The sequence below is a fragment of the Rhodovulum tesquicola genome, from assembly GCF_024128855.1.
GTDB lineage: Bacteria > Pseudomonadota > Alphaproteobacteria > Rhodobacterales > Rhodobacteraceae > Rhodovulum > Rhodovulum tesquicola.
On the sequence record NZ_JAMYDV010000035.1, the window covers coordinates 1 to 18,804 of the forward strand.

An 18,804-nucleotide genomic window follows, 5' to 3' on the forward strand; every position below is an offset into this window, starting at 1 on the left:
TGCGCTACGCCGGAGGCTCCGCGCGCGGCCTCCTACACCACCACCCGGGACACGGCCCCCAGGAAGCGCGGCCCTGCGCGGTGAACGCCAACCTGATCTTCAAGTGGCCGCGCGATTCCCGGTTCGTTCTGGACCTTGCGGCTGTGCCGCAGGCCAAGCGCCGCATCCACCGCAAGGGCAAGCGCGGCAAGCCGCTAATGGAACGAGGCAAGTCCAGCAACCCGACCAGGTCCGCCGTGCGCGCCCGGGTCGAGCACGTCTTCGCTGCGCAAACCAGCGACATGGAGGAGACGCTGGTGCGCCATCGGACTGATCCGCGCGTAGCCAGAATCGGGATGAAAAACCTCGCCTGCAGGGCTCTGATGACGTGACCGTCCTCCTTTGTGGAGCATTGCAGACCCACCTTGGCACATCGATGCCGTCGGTGGGCGGTCACGTCATCAACGCTGGGAAGGGGACGTCCGGCCAACATCCGATTTGTTCGTCAGCGACGCCGGGCTGGACAATGTGTCGCGGCCTCGAAGCAACCCGTCTGGGTTGATCTATGCTGTTAGTTTGTATTTTCCGTCGGGAAAGTTTATTCATTTCAAGTACGAGGCGTACTGCTTGGTTCTCTCCTTCATCTGCAATGCGCGTGTCCAAGGGAACGATTATTCCCGGGGAAAAGGCTGGCCATTTCCGGCGGTCGTCGGCCTTCTGCTGGCCCTCGGACTCTCGGCTTGTGGTACGATCTACAAGACGCCGACCATTCGGGATGATAGCTCTGCCCAGATCCCGTTCGATGTGATCGAACTCACGCCTGCGGCCATCCAGGCTGCGAATGGCGTTTCCTATTCTCCACGCCCCTTGCCAGCTGCGTTCCGTGGCCCCCTCCGGGGCGTGGCAGGGACCGGCGGCCTGCCTCCGGAGCCGGGTGTCACCGAGTACCGGATCGGGCCCGGGGATGTGATCTCGATTGTTCCGACCAGGCTTGCAACCGGCGAGCCCGGTGCTGATCAGGGTGCCTCGGGCGAATTCCGGGTGCGGGATGACGGCACGATAGACCTTTCACGCCTCGGCGCGCTTTCTATCGGGGGACTTTCGATCGCTGAGGCCGACACCGCGCTCAAGAAATTGCTGCGCAATCGGCAGACCGACCCGTCCTATCGGATCGAGATTGTCGAGTTCAATGCGCGCACCGTTCCTGTCGACGGCGCCGTGGCCGCGCCGGGGCTGGTGCCCCTGACCCAGGTGCCCATGACTCTGGACAAGGCGCTGGCGGCGCGCGGCGGTCTGCGGGCCGAGGTCCGGAGTTCCGCGACAGTGACGTTGCATCGCGTCGGCCGCAGTCATGCCTATCGGGGCGACGATCTGGCCATGCTGTCACGCGTGGTGTTGCGGGACGGCGACAGTGTGGTCGTGGATCCGGGCGAGAGCTCCGAGGAGCTGAGGGCACGCTTTTCCCAACTCGACGCGCTGGATGCCGTGGCCCGCGATACCGTCTACCTCGTGGGCGAGGCCCGAAGCCCGCGCAGCATACAGATGCCCTTCGATCGGCAGTTGTTCCTCTCGGATGTCGCTCTCGACAAGGGCGGTGTCCCGCTGGAGACTGGAAACATGGCTGCGATTTACGTTCTGCGCAGCTATGGGCGCAACGGCGGGGTGGCGATCTATCACCTCGATGCCGGCAACATCGTGAACCTGGTGCTCGCGACACGGATGGAACTTCGCCCGGGCGATCTGATCTTCGTGTCGGAGCAGCCCGTCACGCGCTGGAGCCGTGTCTTGAAGCAACTTTCCCCTGCAACGATCACTTCGGTCGCAGCGAACGTGAGAGACTGAGATGTCCGAGCCGACAACAGCCCCCTTTCCCCTCGCGGATGTGCCCGAACAGTCGCTTGTCGAAAGGATAGGTCCGGCATTGCAGAATGGCACGCTGACGGTGTTCGACCTGGTGCGTGAGGCCCACGCATTGGGTCCGCGTGAGCCTGCCCGGGCCGCGGCGATGCTTGCTGGCGTGCTGCGGCATGGCCCGATCGAGGAACGGTTCTGGCTGCAAGCTCTGTCGCGTGCGATCTCGGACGCCGGGCCGCTATCCGTCAGCGAGGTTGTCACCGCTCTGGACGCGGTCTCCGAGCTTGCGCCGAATGGTCCCGAGGCGATGCGCGAACGTATTCTGAGCGCTCTATCTGGGGCCGGCCGGGACCGCGACGTTGCGGTTTTTGCGACGATGTCAGCCGATCTGCCCGGCCTGTCGGCGCGCTTCTGGTATCTTGCCTTGCGGGCCTGCCTTCGCCTGGGGCAGACCTCCGGTGCGCTTCAGGCCGCGCGGGGCGTTGCGATCGCGCCCATCGAGAATGTGTCGCATCTGCTGACGGCGGGCGCGGTGCTGCTGCGCAACGGACTGGCCGACGAAGTGCTGGCAATGATCGAGCTAAACCCCGCCCTGGCGCAAGACGAGCGCACCGCCGCCCTGCGAGCCGACGCATTGCTGCGCCGCGGTGGCGCGGAAGAAGCTGCATTGGCAGAACTACAGCGCGCTGCGGCCTTCGATCCGGACGATCTGCGTACCATCGACACCGAAGCCAGGCTGCTTCTGTCGCTCGATCGCGCGGACCAGGCGGTTGCGGCCTATGAGCGGGTGCCGGAGGCGCGGTTGAACACCTCTATGCGGATTCGCAAGGGGCAGGCGTTGGAACAGGCGGGGCGGATCGCCGAGGCCATGGCGATCCTGCGGGCCGTTCTGGACGAAACTCCCGATAACACAGCCCTGCGTCGCCGACTTGTCGGTCTTTACGAACGGAGCGGGCAAGCTGACGAAGCGCGCGCGCTTCACATGGCGGGACTGTCGTTGAGGGCGCAGAGCCTGCAGGGCGATCTGGCCGATGGGGTTGCACGAATCCTGGCCAGCGACGATCCAGCCGCAATCCCCGCCGAGCGCATGGCATGGCTAGAGCGGGCGTTGGAGGAGCGCGGCGTGCGGCCCGAAACGGACTGGAAGCGGCACGCGCGCCAGCTTGCCCGGATAGATGGCCTGATCCTCGACTGGGCACAGGCCCGTCCCGAAAGGGTCGACGAGCTTTACGATCTGGTTGAGCCCGAACCGGAGGCGCGCAGGATTCTGGACAAGGCGCTGGCACAGGGAAAGGGTGCCCTTGTGACGTCGGCGCATGTCGGTCTTCTTTTTTCCGGGCCTCTAGTTCTCAGCAAGACCGGGTTGCCCTTCGCCTATGTCGCCTCGCTGCCGGATCTTGGCCAGCCGGGCATGACCGACAGTCTCATCTCGACCTCGACCAACGATACGGCGGCCGTCGGGCGCAAAATTCTGCGGGCCCTGCGCGAAAACAGGCCCGTCGCCATCGCGATCGATGGTGCTGGCGCACCCGGGCAGACCGAGCGCCTGCTGTTCGACAGGCCGATCCGCCTGTCGGATTTCGCCGCGCGGCTTGCATGGCGCATCGGCACACCGACCCTGTTTCCGTGCATCACCTTCGAGCAGGGACGGGCTTCGTTCCGGCTTGACCCGATGCCGTCGCCCGCGCCCGGCGAGATCGAGCCGCTCTTCGTTGCGCGTTGGCTCGATGCCTATGTCGCCGGTCTCGGCCGGTTCCTTCTGGACCATCCGGAGGCGATGCGCGGAACAGGTGGCTTCTGGAGCCGCATAATGCATGTCGCCGGCGGAGGGGTGCAGCCCCGGCAAGCCCAGATCAATCAGTTGGATCGGTAACCATGAGAATTGAAAATGTTTCTGCGGATCAAAGGGTCAGTACCCGGATTGAAGCCGACACCATCGCCGTTGTAGGCTTGGGATATGTCGGGCTTCCGCTGGCAGTGCGTCTGGGCGAGGTCTTCAGCCGGGTCGTCGGCTTCGACCTGTCCGGCCAGCGCGTCGCGCGGCTGAACGACGGCGTGGACGATACCGGCGAGATCGGGCATGAGCGCCTTGCTGCCAGTAATCTTGTCTTCAGCGTAGACCCGGCCATTCTGGCCTCGGCAAGCATATATATCGTCGCGGTGCCGACGCCGATCCGGCCCGACAAGCGCCCGGATCTAACCCCCCTCGAATCCGCGTGCCGGACCATCGCCCCCCATCTCGGCAAGGGCGACCTCGTCATCTTCGAATCAACGGTCTATCCTGGCGTGACCGAGGACATTTGCGGTCCCATCCTCGAGGCCGGTTCCGATCTGCGCGCAGGGTACGATTTCAACCTCGGTTACAGTCCCGAACGGATCAATCCGGGCGATCAGGTGAACCGGCTGGAAACCATCGTCAAGGTGGTGTCGGCCGACACGCCCGCAGCGCTCGACCGGGTCGCGTCGCTTTATGGACGTGTGATCGATGCGGGCGTATTCCGGTGCTCGTCGATCCGCGTGGCCGAGGCCGCCAAGGTGATGGAAAACACCCAGCGCGACGTCAACATCGCGCTCATGAACGAGCTTTCAGTCATCTGCCAGCGGATCGGGATATCGGCCAACGAGGTGATCGACGCTGCGGCGACCAAGTGGAACTTCGCGCCGTTCCGCCCGGGCCTTGTCGGGGGGCATTGCATCGGGGTCGATCCCTACTACATCGCCGCGCTTGCCGAAGAGCTCGGGCATCATCCCGAGGTCATTCTGGCCGGGCGCCGCCTCAACGATTCCATGGTCAATCAGGTCGCGACCGCTCTGATCCGTCGGTTGGTGTTGCGCGGCGGGGCCGTGCGCGCCGCGCGCGTCGGTCTGTTCGGCCTGTCCTTCAAGGCGGATGTGCCGGACCTGAGGAATTCCAAGGCCATCGAACTGGTCACGGCGCTTGGCGGGTTCGGCCTGAGCGTGATGGTCAGCGATGCAGTCTGTGCACCCGATGCCGTCGAAGCGTCAGGGTTGTCACTGACCGACCCCAACGAGATGCACGATCTTGACCTTCTGGTGGTAGCTGCCGATCACAAGGCCTATCTTGAGGATCCCGCGTTCCCCGGACGGGTGAAGCCGGACGGAATATTCGCCGACATCCGGGGTGCCTTCCGCGGGAGAACCTTGCCCGCTGGTGTCGACTACTGGTCTCTCTAGACTGCAGACCACACAAGAGCGGAAGACCCCATGTTTCGCGTCACACCGATAGGATCCTGCCGCATCGCGACGCCGCTGCGTATCGGGTCCGGCATCTATGGCTATCGGTTGAATCGGGAGCGCAGCTTCGGCTTTACCCATTCCTCGGCCGAAGCCGTGCAGCAGGTGCGGTTCATGCGCGGCGAGATCGAGCCGCCCGAAGCGGTTTGGCGCTTCCTCGCGGCAACGGCAGAGCGCGTCGACGCCCTCGCGGCGCGGCATGACATCTCGGATGCCTATGTGATCGAGATATGTTCGGCCAAGTTGACTCGGATCGGCCCCTGGATGGTCCAGGCGAACTACCTGCGCGCCGTCTTCCGCGACTTCTTGTCGGACCACGCCCGCGCAGTGCGGTTCTGGAAGCTCGCCCATGATGCGGACCAAGACAGGATCGATGCATTCCTTCGTGAGGTTTGGTCGGATCGTCCCGAGCGTATCGAGGAGTGCGATACGCTGCGTCTGGTGCGGGCAGAGCGGACAACGCCCGAAACCCTGCGTCGCGACATGACCTGGCTTCTGCAGGCGCTGCCCGAGGTGATGTTCGTCACCCATGTGGACGCCCGGCGCGCCGATGGCGGGTGGATCGCGTCGCGCACGGCGTTGATCGCCATGGTCGAGTCCGTGGCCCTGGAACTGGGCGCCCGGGTGTTCAACCCGACCGCGGCGATGGATGAGTGGGGACAGGCCGAGGCGATCGAATGCGACAGCGAAAGCCTTGCCCATTATACCGAGGACTTCTCGCACCGGGTGGCCGATCTGCTGATGACGGCGGGCCTTGGCGAGGCTCTGATCCGCGCAGGCGTGCGGCGGCATGACGACGAGACACTGGTTGTCGATCATGCCCAATGCCGCCTTGAGGCCGGGACGATCGAGGGTCTTGGCGCCTCGCTGTCCTGGGCGGCGCATCTGCGCCCCGGCTGGCAGGAATTGCTACTCTGCCGCGTGTCGCATGCGCTGGCAATCGGGGATCACGACCAGGCCGCTTCATTGCTGGACGCCTTCGACCTTGCCGCGATCCCTGTCGACCGGCTGTCCCGGATCGCGGCACTCTGCGCCGCGGCGGATGCCATTGCCCCACTGCGCGTGCTTCGCAAGACCGTGCCCGTCGCCTGCGATGGCCTGTCCTTCGCGCTGCGGCTACAACTCGACGACAACCGGATCGGCGACCTGACCCTGCCGCCTTGCCGCGAAGCCTTGCAGGCGGCCGAGATTGTTTGCGCCAAGGGGCGGCCCCGCGACGCCCTGGAATTGTTGCTGCGCGAACACCCCGGGGCGCAGGCCGACGCGCTAACCTCGCCCGCGGCCCGAGCCCTTGCCCGGACGCTGCTGACCATGCTTGCGGACGAGAACGATTCCGCAAGCATGGCCCGTCAACTGCAACTCGCCGCAGCGGCGGGACTGCCAAAGGAAACAACCGCCGAGACGGCCGAGCGCCTCAGGGGCCCGTTGCTTCGAAGAACCGAGGCTCTGGCCCGCACCAAGGATCTGGACGGGCTGATCACGCTTGCTGCGGACCATGCCGATCTGGCCGACATCGTTCCCGAACTGTTTCTTGCGCTGGCCCGGGTCGCTTTGCTGGCAAGGCGCTACGAGGAAGCATTGCCCGCCGCCGAACGCGCGGCGCAAGCCCTGCCCGAGGCGCCTGAACCCGCACTTCTTGCGATGCGGGCCGCCGCGAACCTGCGGCAGACTGACCGGGTGATGCACCATGCCGAGCGGCTGGCAAGACTCTGCGCGCCCGACCATCCGCATGCCGTCGAGGCCGCGCAGCGCATGGCCCAGGTGCCACGACAGGCCTTGAATGCCGCCAGGTTCTGTGAAGACCCGCTCGATGCCTGGGCGCTCTGTCTGCTGGCCTGCGATGATCCCGAGTTGCGGGAAAGGGCGTTGGCGAAGCTGGACGGGCTCCGCGCGCGGATCGTTTCCAGGCTGAGGGAGCGTCTTGATCGGGGCGGCGACAGCCTGATGGACGACATCGGCCGCGCAATCACGCTGATGGGGCCGGACCCGCGGCTGACGCGGATTGCCGGGCGCCATCTTGTCCGGCTCCGCCGCCATGCCGAAGCCGCGGAGTTTTGGCGCCAGACGCTGGAAGCGGATCCTGACGATGCGCTTGCGCGCGCCGAGCTGGACCGCTGCCTGCAAAAGGCCGTCATGTCCTGATGCGCCTGATTTCTCGAGTCATTCCTAACGACGATACCGCGCTGCCGCCATCGGCCGAGATTCTGGTTCTGGCTGAGAATCTCGCCGCGCGCGGTCTTACCCCGCAGGACGCCCGCGCAGCGCTGGACCTGCTGACTCCACATCTGGAATCGGCACGCCCGCATGAAGGATTCATCATTGCCTATGCAGCCCTCGTCGAGAATCTGAGGGCTCGTGAGGGCATGCTGGAATTCTGGGCCGACGTGCAGCGGTTGTTCCCGCAAGCCGTGACGCCGATAAGATTGCTGATGCGCTGGTATCGGCGCCAGAGAGAGACCAAGGCAGGGCTGACCCTGCTGCACGATCTCTGCCGCGAAAGCGACCGCGACCCACAGGCTGCATGTGCCATGCTGCTTGGCCTGGACGAGTTGCGGCTTTACGCCGAGATGGACGACTTCATGCGGCAGGCCATGGACGGACCCGTGGCCAATGACGAACTGAAGGTACGCTATGCCCGCATCCTCCAGAAGCGCAATCTGCCGCATGAGGCATTGCGAGTGCTGACCGCGCTGGACAATGCAGAGCGCGCGCGCAATAGCGTGCGCGCTCTGCTGGGCGAGATCCACCGCCAGCGACGCGGTGCGATCGCCGCTCGGGAAACCGAGACGGATGACGTGGTACGGCGGATTGTGGAACTGGCCGTCCGAGACCTTCGCCCGGTTCGCCAGACCGACGGGATCGAAGGTGTCGTGTTCTATACCGGCCAATTGGGGCCGGGCGGAGCAGAACGTCAGATGACCCGGATCGCAATCGCCCTTCATGAAAGACAGCGCGCAGGTCTGGCTGTGGGTGCGCATGCACTGCGCGGTCCGGTGCGGGTCTGCGTGCGCCATACGGATCAAGACGGGAATGGCGGATTCTTCCTGCCCGTGCTCTGGGCGGCCGGGGTCGAAACCACCATCCTGAACGAATCTGCCCAAGGCTATTCCGACGGCCTGGACACGGTCTCCGACGGGATGGGGCGACTGCTGCAGATGCTGCGTCCGGATCTTCGGGAAACAACATTGCGGCTTCTGGCCTATTTCCGGACGACGCGCCCCGAGGTCGTTTATCTCTGGCAGGACGGTGGAGTGCTGGCGGCCGCCTTTGCCGCGTTGATCGCCGGTACGCCGCGCATCGTCGCGAGTTTCCGCGGGCTCCCGCCGAACCGGCGACCCGAACGGTTGCGTTCGGAAATGCCGACCCTCTACAAGGCGCTGGCAGAGCTCCCGCATGTGGCCTTGTCGGCCAACAGTGCGGTCGCCGCCCGCGATTACGAGGACTGGCTCGGCTTTGCTCATGGCACGATCAGGGTCATCCCCAACGCGGTCGAGAGCATCACGCCCGATGGCGAAGCCGACGACCACGCCCTCTGGTCCGGGATCGAGGCCCGTTCACCTGGCTGCACGGCGACGGTTCTGGGTGTATTCCGCTTCGACCTGAACAAGCGCCCCCGGCTCTGGATCGAGGCCGCCGCTGCCCATGCCCGTCAACGGCCGGACATGCGCTTCGTCCTGCTCGGTGACGGTGTCGAATGGGAGCCATGCGCAGACCTGATCGCCGATCTGGGCATGCAGGACAGGATCTTCCTGACCGGTATACGCAGGAATGTGGGCTTCTACCTCGCGCGTGCCGACCTTCTGATGCATCTGGCCCGGACCGAGGGATTGCCGAACGTGGTCATCGAAGCGCAGTCCTGCGGTGTGCCGGTTCTGGCCACCCCCGCAGGCGGCACCGGCGAGATAGTTCTCGATGGCGAAACCGGCATTCTTTTGCCGAGTGCCGAGACCGTTCATGCAGCCGATGTCGCCGCCATGCTCGATGCGCTGCTGGCCGATCGGGCAAGGCTGCGCGCGATGGGCCGCATGGGCGCGGAGCGCGCTGCATCACGCTTCCGTCTGGACAACGTGCTGCACCAGACGGTCGAACTCTTCAATTCCCACCGGAGCCTCTAGCTGATGCGCAGGATCTTCGTCACCGGCTCTGCCGGATTCATTGGGTTTCACCTGGCAAGGGAACTGCTGGCCGAGGGGTTCGCTGTCACCGGCCTGGACGGCATGACCGACTATTACGACGTGGCGCTCAAGCGGCGGCGCCACTCGATGCTGATGCAGAATCCGCATTTCGACGCGATCGAGGGCCGGCTGGAAGACGCGGACCTGATCCTTCGGACGATCCGCGAGGCCGAGCCCGATGCGATAGTGCATCTCGCGGCACAGGCGGGCGTGCGCTACAGTCTCGAGAATCCCCGCGCCTATATCGACACGAACCTTGTGGGCACCTTCAACGTGATGGAGGCTGCCCGCGAGATCGCCGTGGGCCACCTGCTGATGGCCTCGACCTCGTCGGTCTATGGCGCCAATACAGAGATGCCCTTCACCGAGCACCAGCGCATCGACACGCCGCTCACGCTCTATGCCGCGACGAAGAAGGCCAACGAGAGCATGGCCCATGCCTATGCGCATCTGTGGAAGATCCCGACCACTATGTTCCGCTTCTTCACGGTCTACGGCCCCTGGGGGCGCCCCGACCTTGCGCTGTTCAAGTTCGTCAGGGCTGCCCTCGCGGGTGAGCCGATCGACGTCTACAACCATGGGAACATGGCCCGCGACTTCACCTATGTCGGCGATCTCGTACGGGCAATCCGGCATCTGATCGATACCCCGCCGGCAGAGTCGGCCGATCCTGCCGACATCCCCGAATGGGACAGCCTCAGCCCTGCCGCCCCCTTCCGGGTGGTGAATATCGGTAATGGCGACAGCGTTCGTCTGCTTGATTTCATCGAGGAGATCGAAAACGCTCTGGGCATGCGCATCGACAGGAACATGATGGAGATGCAGAAGGGTGACGTGCCCGCGACATGGGCAAGTTCGGATCTGCTGTTTCACCTTACCGGGTTCCGCCCGAACACGCCGGTGAAGGTGGGCATACGCGAATTCGTCTCCTGGTACCGGGAGCATTACGGGTGAGCCATGCCCTGAAAGCCGGTGGCCATCTGCCGGCCTGGCCTGTCCGCGTTGCCACCCTGGTCCGGCGCGAGAGAAAGACACGCTTTGCGGGTGGCGCGTTCGGTCTCCTCTGGGCTTATGTCATCCCGGCAAGCTGGGTGGCCTTCGTCGTGATGATCTTCAACCTGACCGGGCGGGTGCCGCCGATCCATGCGGGGGCCGAGATCTTCGTGGCGACCGGCATCCTGCCCTACATCATGTTCCGCCAGACGCTGACCACCATGACGCGGAGCGCAATCTCGAACCGAAATCTGCGCGTGATCCGCGGCGTCCGGCCCGCCGATCTTCTGACAGCTTCGGCGCTGTTCGAACTGATGAACATGTTCGTCATGATGGTCGTGATCTTCGGGGCCGTCATCCTGATCTTCGGCGCAGAGCCACCGGCAAACCCTGCGAAGGTCGTGCTGGGGATGGGCGGGGCATGGATGCTCGGGGTCGGGCTGGGACGGTTGATCGCGATCCTGGGGCTGATGAGCGATGCGGTCAGCCGTGCCGTTCCGATCCTGCTCAGGCCGACCTTCTGGATCTCGGGCATCTTCTACACCGCCAACGAACTTACCGGGACGGTGCGCGACATCCTCTGGTGGAGCCCGCTGTTCCACGCTACCGAGATCTTGCGCGAAGGGTATTTCCTCGGGTTCAGCTCGCCGATCTCGGATCCGCGGATGGTCCTCGTCGCCGCGTTGATCCCCTATGTGCTGTCCTTCCCGGCGGAGATACTCCTGCTGAGGCGGGGGCTTTCGAGGTATCGGCTGTGATCCTTCTCGACAAGGTCGGCATCGTGCGCCCCGGGACCGGACGAAGCGAGATGATCCTGCGCGATCAGACCGTCATCTTCCGTGCGGGGGAACGGGTCGGCATCTATGCCCCAAGTGGCACCGGCCGGACCACGGTGGCGCGGGTTCTGGGCGGCATCCAGCATCCTGATCGCGGACATGTGCATATCGAGGGCCGGGTCGGTTGGCCGGTAGGTTCCGCCGGGATTCTGCACCCGCTGCTGACCCTCGCCGAGAACGTGTCGCATGTCGCGGGCCTGACCGGCGTCCCGGAGGGTGAGATTGGCGCCGTGGTGGCCTGGTTGTGCGAGGGCGAGGCGATGCTGCGGCGGACCGTCCAGTATCTGTCGCCGGGGGAGCGGGCACTTGCTGCCTATGCTATCAGCCTGGCGGTGCCCGTCGACCATGTCATTGCCGACGACAAGATCCTGATCAGCGATGAACGGGTGATTGCCCGGTGCGAACAGCTGTTGCGGGCGCGGTTGCGAAATGCGGGCCTTGTCTTCATCTCGCGCAATCCGGCGCAACTCAATCGGTGGTGCAGCCGCCATTTCGCATTGATCGGAGAGCGCCTCATGCCTTGCGATGACGCCATCGTCGGCCAGCAGATGCGAGAACTCGCCGAACTCGCGACCGAACGGGAAAGAGCGTATGGCTGAGACAGGACCGCCGGACGATCCGTCCGAAGACGAAAGACTGCGCCGCTGGCGCGAAGAGCGCCGACGCATCGCAGCCGAAGAGCGCGACAGGCGCCTTGTGAAGGAACTCGACACCGGGGCGCCCGCCATTCCCAAGCCCGAAATCCCGGTCGATCTGCGGAACCTGCGCATCAAGGCTCCTGACCCGGGTCACGAGCCCGCAGAGCCCAATGCCTCGACAACCAACGAGATCGACGAGATCCAGGCCCGGATGGCAATCTGGCGCCGTGCCCGCTGGCATCGGGCCCTGGCGCTGTTCGTGGTCTGTGTCCTCGCACCGCTGGCGGCGGTATTCGGCTGGCTGACGCTCGCTACCAAGCCACTTTACGAAACCCGTGCCGTCCTGACGATTTCGCAGCCCAAACAGGAATCGCAGACCGCGCCGCCGGGACTGCTAGGCGCGATCGGGGCACCCCAGGGGATGGCGCAGGTATTCATGGCCGACGAGTTCGTTCGCTCGCCCGCGCTTGTCTCGGCGGTGCTGGATCCCGCGCTTGCCCCTCGTCTGGCGGCCGAGGGGCTTGGCGATCTTGTCCTGTTGTCGCACGATGCACTGGCCAGCCAGATCGACAGTTCGGTGAATATCCAGACCGGCATGATGACGGTTTACGCGCGCATGCCCGAACCGGCCCAGGCCGTCGCGCTCGCCCGTCTGGTTCTGGACCTCGTGTCGACGCATGTCGACGATCTGGGTGCCGATCTGCGGGACAAGCGGCTGTCGGTCGCCCAGGACAGCGTCAACGAGGCGCGGGCTTCGCTGATCGAGGCCAAACGTGCGCTCGTCGCCCTTCAGATCGAGCATGGCGAACTCGATCCACGGACCAGGATCGAGGGCATCTACCAGATGATCGCGGGGACCGAGAGCGAGATCGTCGCCCTTCGCACCGAACTGGGTCGGGTCGAGGTGGCAGGCAGCGGCGACAGCTATGAGGCAAAGCGGCTGCGCGAACTGCTGGAGAAGCTGGATGCCCTGGTCGAGAGGGAGCGTCGCTCGCTTCTGGAGCCCCGCGGCGGGACGACTTCGCTCAATGCGCTATTGATGGATTACGAGACGGCGAACCAGACGGTTAGTATCGCAGAGGAAACTCTGTCGGCGGCTCTGGCCTCGCTTGCCTCCGCGCAGTCCGAGGTCGCGCTCGGGCGCAGCGTGCTGCAGGTCGTGGTGCCGCCGCTGGCACCGGGCAAACCGGAATATCCCCGCATCATGGTCGCCCTTTTCATCACGCTGGTGATCGGGCTTGCAGTCTTCTTCACCGCGCGTCTGGTTCTGTTCGACCCGGACTGAGTGCCCCCTGAGGCAGCATCGCTTCCAGTGCCCGGGCCAGCGCTCCATAGGGTAGCCGCATCCTCGTGTCCTGACGGAACGCCGCCTCGTCGGCAGCTTCGACATCGCCGGATGCCAAAAGGCAGACCGCGTCCAGCAGCCATTGCGGCGAAACGGTCGGTCCCGAAACGATCGCCCTGTAGCAAAGCTCGGTCCAGAGGTCATGCGGCGCCGGGATCTGGCAGGGGCACCCGGCCATCCGGGCTGGGCGGGCCCTTGAAAGGACATCGGCGTGGCGAAAGTCCCGCATGCGGGTGCAGGCACGGTCGGCGAACAGGACCACTGGCATGCCGGTGGGATGACGATAGACCCGGCGCGAGCGGGACGGCGTCTCGCTTTCCAGTTGACAGCCTAGAGCGGTCAGCACCGGTCTGGCACGCTCGCAGCCGTCCACGTCCGGCATCAGGAGCGTCAACTGCGCGGTGTGGCGCAGGAAGGCGACGGGATAGTGCCCTGCGGCGATCGCGGCTCCTCCGATAACAATGGGCGAAAGGCTTGCCACACGCGCATCGCCCAGAACCTGACCTACGATCCGCCCGAAGGCTGCGGCCCGGGCCTGCTCCATCGCAAGTGCCGCCCTGAGCCTGTCAGGCCAAGCTGCAGGCAGGCGGTCCGCCACGGGCAGAAGCCGAACGGCGGCAATGGCAAGAATGTCGCGGATGCGGCTGTCCAGCCCGACAATCACATCCGCGCGCTCGTCCGGGATGCGCTGGAGAAGACGTTCCAAGGTGGTTGGAACGGCGTCTTCGGCGACAAGGCAAAGGTCCATGAAGACACGCTCGATTTGCCCCAGACCCTCAGGCGGCAGGAGAGGCGGCGCAGCATCCTGGTCAGCGGTCATCATCGTCCGCCTTCCATGTTTCGACACAGCCCGACATGCTTCCCGCCTGTCTGCGCGCCCTTATTTGCTTGGCGAGCAACATCATGAAATTGTGATGCTTTTCATCATTGCGCCGTAATGTCAGGTTCTCTCCGTGGATCCGCCGGACCAAGACGATTTCGGGCAGGATGACCTCTTTCAGGCCCATGCCGCGGGCACGCAGCAGCCATTCCTGGTCAGCCCCGGTGGTCATCGTCGCATCAAACGGGCCTACCCTTTCGAAGACCCGCCGCGGCGCGAGAAGGCCGGCCATCAGTCGCCCGGCCTCCGGCCCACTTGGCAGCGCAAGTGGCGAGGCTTGGAACCCGACCGGTCGGATATCGAGATGTTCTGCCCCGCCGAAACAAAGGGCAAGCTCCGGATCGGCCAGGAATGCGCTCATTTGCAGCGACAGCTTGCGCGGGGTCCAGAGATCGTCGGCATCAAGAAAGGCCACGAAATCACCGGTCGCCGCCGCCAGCCCGGCATTGCGAGCCGCAGCCACTCCGGCGTTCGCTTGCTGCAGGAGCCTTACGCCCGGGCGGGCCGAGACCAGTGCGGCCGTGTCGTCGGTCGATCCGTCATCGACGACGATCAGCTCGTCGACTTGGCGATCTTGGCTCGCAACGCTGTCGATGGCCTCCTCGATGAAGGCCGCGGCGTTCCAGGCGGGAATGATGCAGGAAATGCCAGGCATGTCAGTAAGCCCCCCTCTCGCCTCTTGCCGACGCGGCCCCGGCAGGCGCCCGCATGGCCTCGGCATAGCGGCGCACCATGGTTTCGACGGAATAGGCATCGGCTGCAAAGGCGCGCGCCCGGTCACCCAGTGCCGGATCAGCCCGCCACATCGCGATCATCCGGTCGGTAAGATCGGCGATCTCGTCCAGGTCCGGGTTGTCCAGGTTCGACAGTGTTGCCCCGGTAACGCCCTCGATATAGCAGTCCGACGCTCCTCCGGCCCGGGTGGAGACGACGGGCACACCGCAATACTGTGCCTCGATCAGCACGTTTGGCAAACCCTCGCTTCGCGACGTGAACACGAAGACGTCCATCTTCCCCAACCAGAAGCCCACATTGCTGCGAAACCCGGGCATGAGTAGCCGGTCCCCCAACCCGGAGCGCCGCGCACTGGAGCGCAGGTCGTCCAGCGCCTCTCCGTAGCCGATCAGCAAGAAACGGGTGCCGGGCCGCCGGTCAAGGTAGTGACGAGCAAAGTCCAGCCAAAGATCGGGGCGCTTGCAGGGGTGAAGACGGCAAATGCAGCCTACGGTGCGCTCCGCATCGGCCGTAGTAGCAGAAAAGTCCGTCCACAAGGCCTCGTCCTCATCGCTGCCGCGCAGCGTTGGCGGGGCGCAGCCGTTCGGAATGACCTGGAATGTGTCCGTCGGGATTCCCAGCCAGTCGGCATAGCTTTGGGCGACGCTGGGGGAGTTGCATTGGAAAACGACACCGGGCACCAGTGCAAGCGCCCGGAACATCGCCGCATATTGGAGGAGGAAGGGCGTTCCGTGCTTGTCCGGGGACAGGGCGCGCAGGTTCAGAAGCACTTTCGGCACCTCCGCAACCAGCGCGGCAAGCGCGGCATAAAGGATCGGGCCATCCTGCCAGATGCTGACCGCCGCGGCGCCCGTTCGGCGGAAATACGGGGCAAGCTGTCTGACCCCGATCTGCGCTGCGCTCGGCGTTATAGCGAGGATCTCCGCCATTACCGGGTCGCCCTGTGCAACGGCCTCGATAGGTTGGGGCGGCAAGCTGCACAGGTCGTCGGTCGCGGGCAACGACCCCGGTAGGGCAGCCTCGAAGAGCAGGCGCTGCGCCGACGGAACCTCAGCCAGGGAAACGACGTGTACCGGTCCGTCAAGGCGAATGCCCCGCAAAATCCGGTCCGCACCCAGGCCGCGGTGCAAACCCTGGGCGAACAGCCAGAATTGCCGCTCCGCCCCACCCACACCAAGTCCGGCGGTCATCAGAACCACCGGACCGATCCTGCCCGGATCGGTTTCGGGCAGTCGGCGCCCGGCAAAGCGCAGGATCGCTGCGCACAGGGCAGGGATCCGGTTGTCGGGACGGTCGGTCAGCAGGTCGGGTTCGCTCTCGGAGAAGCGCCGCTCGGCGCGCCGTAACCCGTCGACAATGCTTTGGGTCGCAGCATCCGCCCCGGCCCGCTCAAGCGTCTCTGCCACGCAGATCGCCTTGCGGATGCGCCCGCGGTGGCGAAGCTGCTTCACGTAGCGCAACCTCACGTCGTCCAGATCGGGAAAGTCCGCAAGAAGCCCGTCGTAGATCTCATCCGACTGTTCGTGGAACCCGGCTTCGTTCAGGAGCTCCGCGCAAAGCTGCCGCCGCGAGATGGCGTCGGCTTCCTGCGCCATCGCGGCGGCAATGAATGACGGCACCTCATCGCGACGATTGGCCAGAACCAGGTCGCGAACCCGCATCCTGAGGACGAGTGAAAGCGGCGCGTTGCTCGAAACACTCTCCTTCAGGGCCTTCAATACTGTCTCCACCCGAACCGGGAACAACCTGTTCCAAGACCAACGATTACGGGTCGGTGCCGGATTTGTCTATCATCGAGGGTGTGTCGGTCGTCGTGCCGCAGCGACGTGCACGCGATAGTTGACACCGTGCGACTTGGATATTCTAAGAGGTCTCGTTCGGTCCAATGACGCCGGGCCAAACAACCTCGCAGGAAGCGGATCGCAAAGGGGCTGCCATGGGAACTGATCGTCGACATTCCCCGTCGGAGGCACGACTTGAAACCAGCCTGATCGATGACGAGTTGGTCGTCCTGTGCCTCGACAGCGGCTACTATTACACGATCACCGGGATAGGGGTCATCGTATGGCAACTGATCGAGCGAGGTGCCTCGCTCGGGTTGATCGTGGAAACAATCGCGCAACGGTACGAGCAGGAGGCCCAGAAGGTGCAGGCCAACATCGAGACCTTCCTGGACAAGCTGGTTCTTGAGAACCTTGTTGGTCCGGCCGAGTCTACGGATGCGGCAGATCCTGCCACGATAGGGGAGTTCGACGGTTGGCAACCAACCTACATTCCCGTCACGATCTCGAAGTACAACGACCTTTTCGAGGCATTCGCCTCGGATCCACCTTTGGTGGTGGGGCGTCTCTGATACCCAGTATCACCTAACTGACGGGCACCTCGAAAAACTGTCCTGCTCGTGCCCAGCGAATATTCCACGGGTAAGACCACGAGGCGCGGCGCGATCACCCGTGCGGGCTATTCCCGCCCAAATGAAAAAGATCATTTTCAACTGCGGTCAATAAGGCAAGACGGCCTCAAAAGGCAAGGATCTTTTCCATTGGCCGTGAAGCAAGAGTGAGCCGAGCAAAAAGGAAAAGATCACTTCCATATTTCGCCTTGCTGCCCTCACCCGCACCAGTCCCCGGGGGGCCGCGGGCAACTGTAGGGGCCACATATGTAGCGCGCTGCCAGCCCCTCCGAGATCAGCACCTCGCCCACGTCGCGACCATCCACATACAGACTGCCGCAGATGCGCCCGAAATTGCACGCATCGGTGCCCTCGGTCCCCGGCCGACATGCACAGGCAACCCGCTGAAACTCGATGCGCGCGGCACCGTCCAGCATGTCCGTCAGGCGCCTGGTGGCGCGGGTGCCGAGCTGGCGCTCGCGCTCGCAGCGCGGCGAAAACACTTCGGGCGTGTTGAACCCGACCAGGCGGACCCGGCGGCTGTCCCCGGGAACCCGGATCGTGTCCCCGTCGACCACCTGGATATCGCGGGCAACGAGCGCGATGCGCGGATCGGCCTGCCGGTCGGGTACACCGCTGATCCCGTCTCCCGGTCCCGTGGCCGCCCGAGCGGTATCCGAACTGCCGGTCAGGATGCCGTCAATGTCGGTCTGGACGAGAAGGATCGTCATGACGATCGCAATGAGACCCACGGTGGCGGATCTCAGCCTGCGCAGGATCCCGTTGCCGCGCCGCCGGCCGGGATTACGGCGGGCAGAAGGCCGGGACCTGTCGCGTGGCGGCCGCGGCGACAAGCGCGTCGGTCGTCCCGGACCGGATGCCGGTGTTGGCGCCATGGCGGGGCCGGGCCGGTCCGCGCCGCCCGCCTGGCAGAGGCGCATCAGAAGCCGGTACTGCTTCGCGCTCAGTTTCGTGCTGCGACCATGTCGATCAAGCCGGGCGCCCATGTCCCGCAGGAAGCGCTGCTCCCAATCGCTCAGGGCCCCGTCAGCCAGCGCGCGCGCGATCCCCGCCTTGACCTCGTCCAGCTTGTCCTGTGAGAACGGCATCCCTGCACCATCAATCCGTTTCGAACCATGCGATCGCGACCTGCTAGATCACCGATATGGCTGGATTGGGGCAACATGAGCCATCTGCGACAGTCTGGCGTTCGGGTCATGCGCACAGGCCGGAGGGCGCCGTCCCCCGAAGCCCGCTCGACCGTGCCCGCGTTTCTCGCCTAACGAGGACGAAACAGGTGACCCGGCGTGGCGCCGGGATCGCGTCCGGTTCGGTCGCGCCGGGGATGCCGGCGCGTCGGCTCTTTCGATCCGTGGCCCCGGGGGGATTCGTCGCCAGGCTTCGAACGCCCCCGCAGAGTTGGGGGAACCGCCGGTTCCCCCATGCAAGTCGGCCGCTGTCCGGCCCGGAAGGGGTGTCCCCGCCTTCCTCCGCCTCTGGCTCCGTGCAGACGGGTGATCCCCCTCCCTTCCGCGCCGACAGCCAACTTGCATGGCCCCCCCTGCCCTCGCCGGGAGGCAGTCCGGCAAGAGAAGCGCGCGCAGGGCGCAGCTCACCTGCTAGACCGCCCAACAGTTTCGGCAAAAGACCGGACAGGGGCGCACCGGCCGTGTCCCGGGTGGTGGTGTAGGAGGCCGCGCGCGGAGCCTCCGGCGTAGCGCC

14 protein-coding genes and 1 pseudogene are annotated in these 18,804 nt (G+C 65.0%); 11 read left to right on the plus strand and 4 right to left on the minus strand.

The window, feature by feature from the left end; genetic code table 11:
• The 10 genes and pseudogenes from NHN26_RS16570 to NHN26_RS16615 all read left to right on the plus strand — a co-directional run.
• Positions 1-371 (plus strand): annotated as a pseudogene (locus tag NHN26_RS16570) (hypothetical protein); the annotation flags it as partial.
• A 106-nt stretch (positions 372-477) separates the two neighbouring features.
• Positions 478-1,821, plus strand: coding sequence for a polysaccharide biosynthesis/export family protein (locus NHN26_RS16575; RefSeq protein WP_253090449.1), 1,344 nt, complete (start codon positions 478-480; stop codon positions 1,819-1,821).
• 1 nt (position 1,822) lies between these two features.
• Positions 1,823-3,706 carry a tetratricopeptide repeat protein gene (locus tag NHN26_RS16580; RefSeq protein WP_132694206.1) on the plus strand — a complete coding sequence of 628 codons (1,884 nt, stop codon included), beginning with the start codon at positions 1,823-1,825 and terminating at the stop codon, positions 3,704-3,706.
• A gap of 2 nt (positions 3,707-3,708) precedes the next feature.
• Entirely contained in the window at positions 3,709-5,028 is a 1,320-nt protein-coding gene (locus NHN26_RS16585) for a nucleotide sugar dehydrogenase (protein ID WP_132694207.1), read from the plus strand.
• A gap of 30 nt (positions 5,029-5,058) precedes the next feature.
• A complete protein-coding gene (locus NHN26_RS16590; protein ID WP_132694208.1) occupies positions 5,059-7,230 on the plus strand; it encodes a hypothetical protein in 2,172 nt (723 codons plus the stop codon).
• On the plus strand, positions 7,230-9,203 hold the full coding sequence (locus NHN26_RS16595) for a glycosyltransferase (protein ID WP_132694209.1): 1,974 nt from the start codon (positions 7,230-7,232) through the stop codon (positions 9,201-9,203). The genes NHN26_RS16590 and NHN26_RS16595 overlap by 1 nt, the downstream gene beginning before the upstream one ends.
• Positions 9,204-9,206: 3 nt before the next feature.
• Positions 9,207-10,217 (plus strand): SDR family NAD(P)-dependent oxidoreductase, encoded by a 1,011-nt coding sequence (locus NHN26_RS16600; RefSeq protein WP_132694210.1) that lies wholly within the window; start codon positions 9,207-9,209, stop codon positions 10,215-10,217.
• Positions 10,214-11,014 carry an ABC transporter permease gene (locus NHN26_RS16605; RefSeq protein ID WP_165899168.1) on the plus strand — a complete coding sequence of 267 codons (801 nt, stop codon included), beginning with the start codon at positions 10,214-10,216 and terminating at the stop codon, positions 11,012-11,014. Before NHN26_RS16600 ends, NHN26_RS16605 begins: the two co-directional genes overlap by 4 nt.
• Entirely contained in the window at positions 11,011-11,691 is a 681-nt protein-coding gene (locus tag NHN26_RS16610) for an ATP-binding cassette domain-containing protein (protein WP_253090450.1), read from the plus strand. The genes NHN26_RS16605 and NHN26_RS16610 overlap by 4 nt, the downstream gene beginning before the upstream one ends.
• Positions 11,684-13,015 (plus strand): KpsE/RkpR family capsule polysaccharide export protein, encoded by a 1,332-nt coding sequence (locus tag NHN26_RS16615; RefSeq protein WP_132694213.1) that lies wholly within the window; start codon positions 11,684-11,686, stop codon positions 13,013-13,015. The genes NHN26_RS16610 and NHN26_RS16615 overlap by 8 nt, the downstream gene beginning before the upstream one ends.
• On the opposite strand, the gene NHN26_RS16620 is transcribed toward NHN26_RS16615, so the two are convergent.
• The 3 genes from NHN26_RS16620 to NHN26_RS16630 all read right to left on the minus strand — a co-directional run bounded on the left by NHN26_RS16620 (position 12,981) and on the right by NHN26_RS16630 (position 16,408).
• The gene (locus NHN26_RS16620; RefSeq protein ID WP_253090451.1) at positions 12,981-13,781 is read right to left on the minus strand and encodes a nucleotidyltransferase family protein; all 801 of its coding nucleotides are present in this window, start codon (positions 13,779-13,781) and stop codon (positions 12,981-12,983) included. The genes NHN26_RS16615 and NHN26_RS16620 overlap by 35 nt on opposite strands.
• A gap of 103 nt (positions 13,782-13,884) precedes the next feature.
• Entirely contained in the window at positions 13,885-14,610 is a 726-nt protein-coding gene (locus NHN26_RS16625) for a glycosyltransferase family 2 protein (RefSeq protein WP_165899170.1), read from the minus strand.
• Between the two features lies 1 nt (position 14,611).
• Positions 14,612-16,408 carry a glycosyltransferase gene (locus tag NHN26_RS16630; RefSeq protein WP_253090452.1) on the minus strand — a complete coding sequence of 599 codons (1,797 nt, stop codon included), beginning with the start codon at positions 16,406-16,408 and terminating at the stop codon, positions 14,612-14,614.
• A gap of 218 nt (positions 16,409-16,626) precedes the next feature.
• Between NHN26_RS16630 and NHN26_RS16635 the strand changes: the two genes are divergently transcribed.
• Positions 16,627-17,043 (plus strand): PqqD family protein, encoded by a 417-nt coding sequence (locus tag NHN26_RS16635; protein WP_165899171.1) that lies wholly within the window; start codon positions 16,627-16,629, stop codon positions 17,041-17,043.
• Between the two features lie 257 nt (positions 17,044-17,300).
• Here NHN26_RS16635 and NHN26_RS16640 read toward each other — a convergent pair whose 3' ends face one another.
• Entirely contained in the window at positions 17,301-18,191 is an 891-nt protein-coding gene (locus NHN26_RS16640) for a thermonuclease family protein (protein WP_132694218.1), read from the minus strand.
• Between the last annotated feature and the right edge of the window lie 613 nt (positions 18,192-18,804).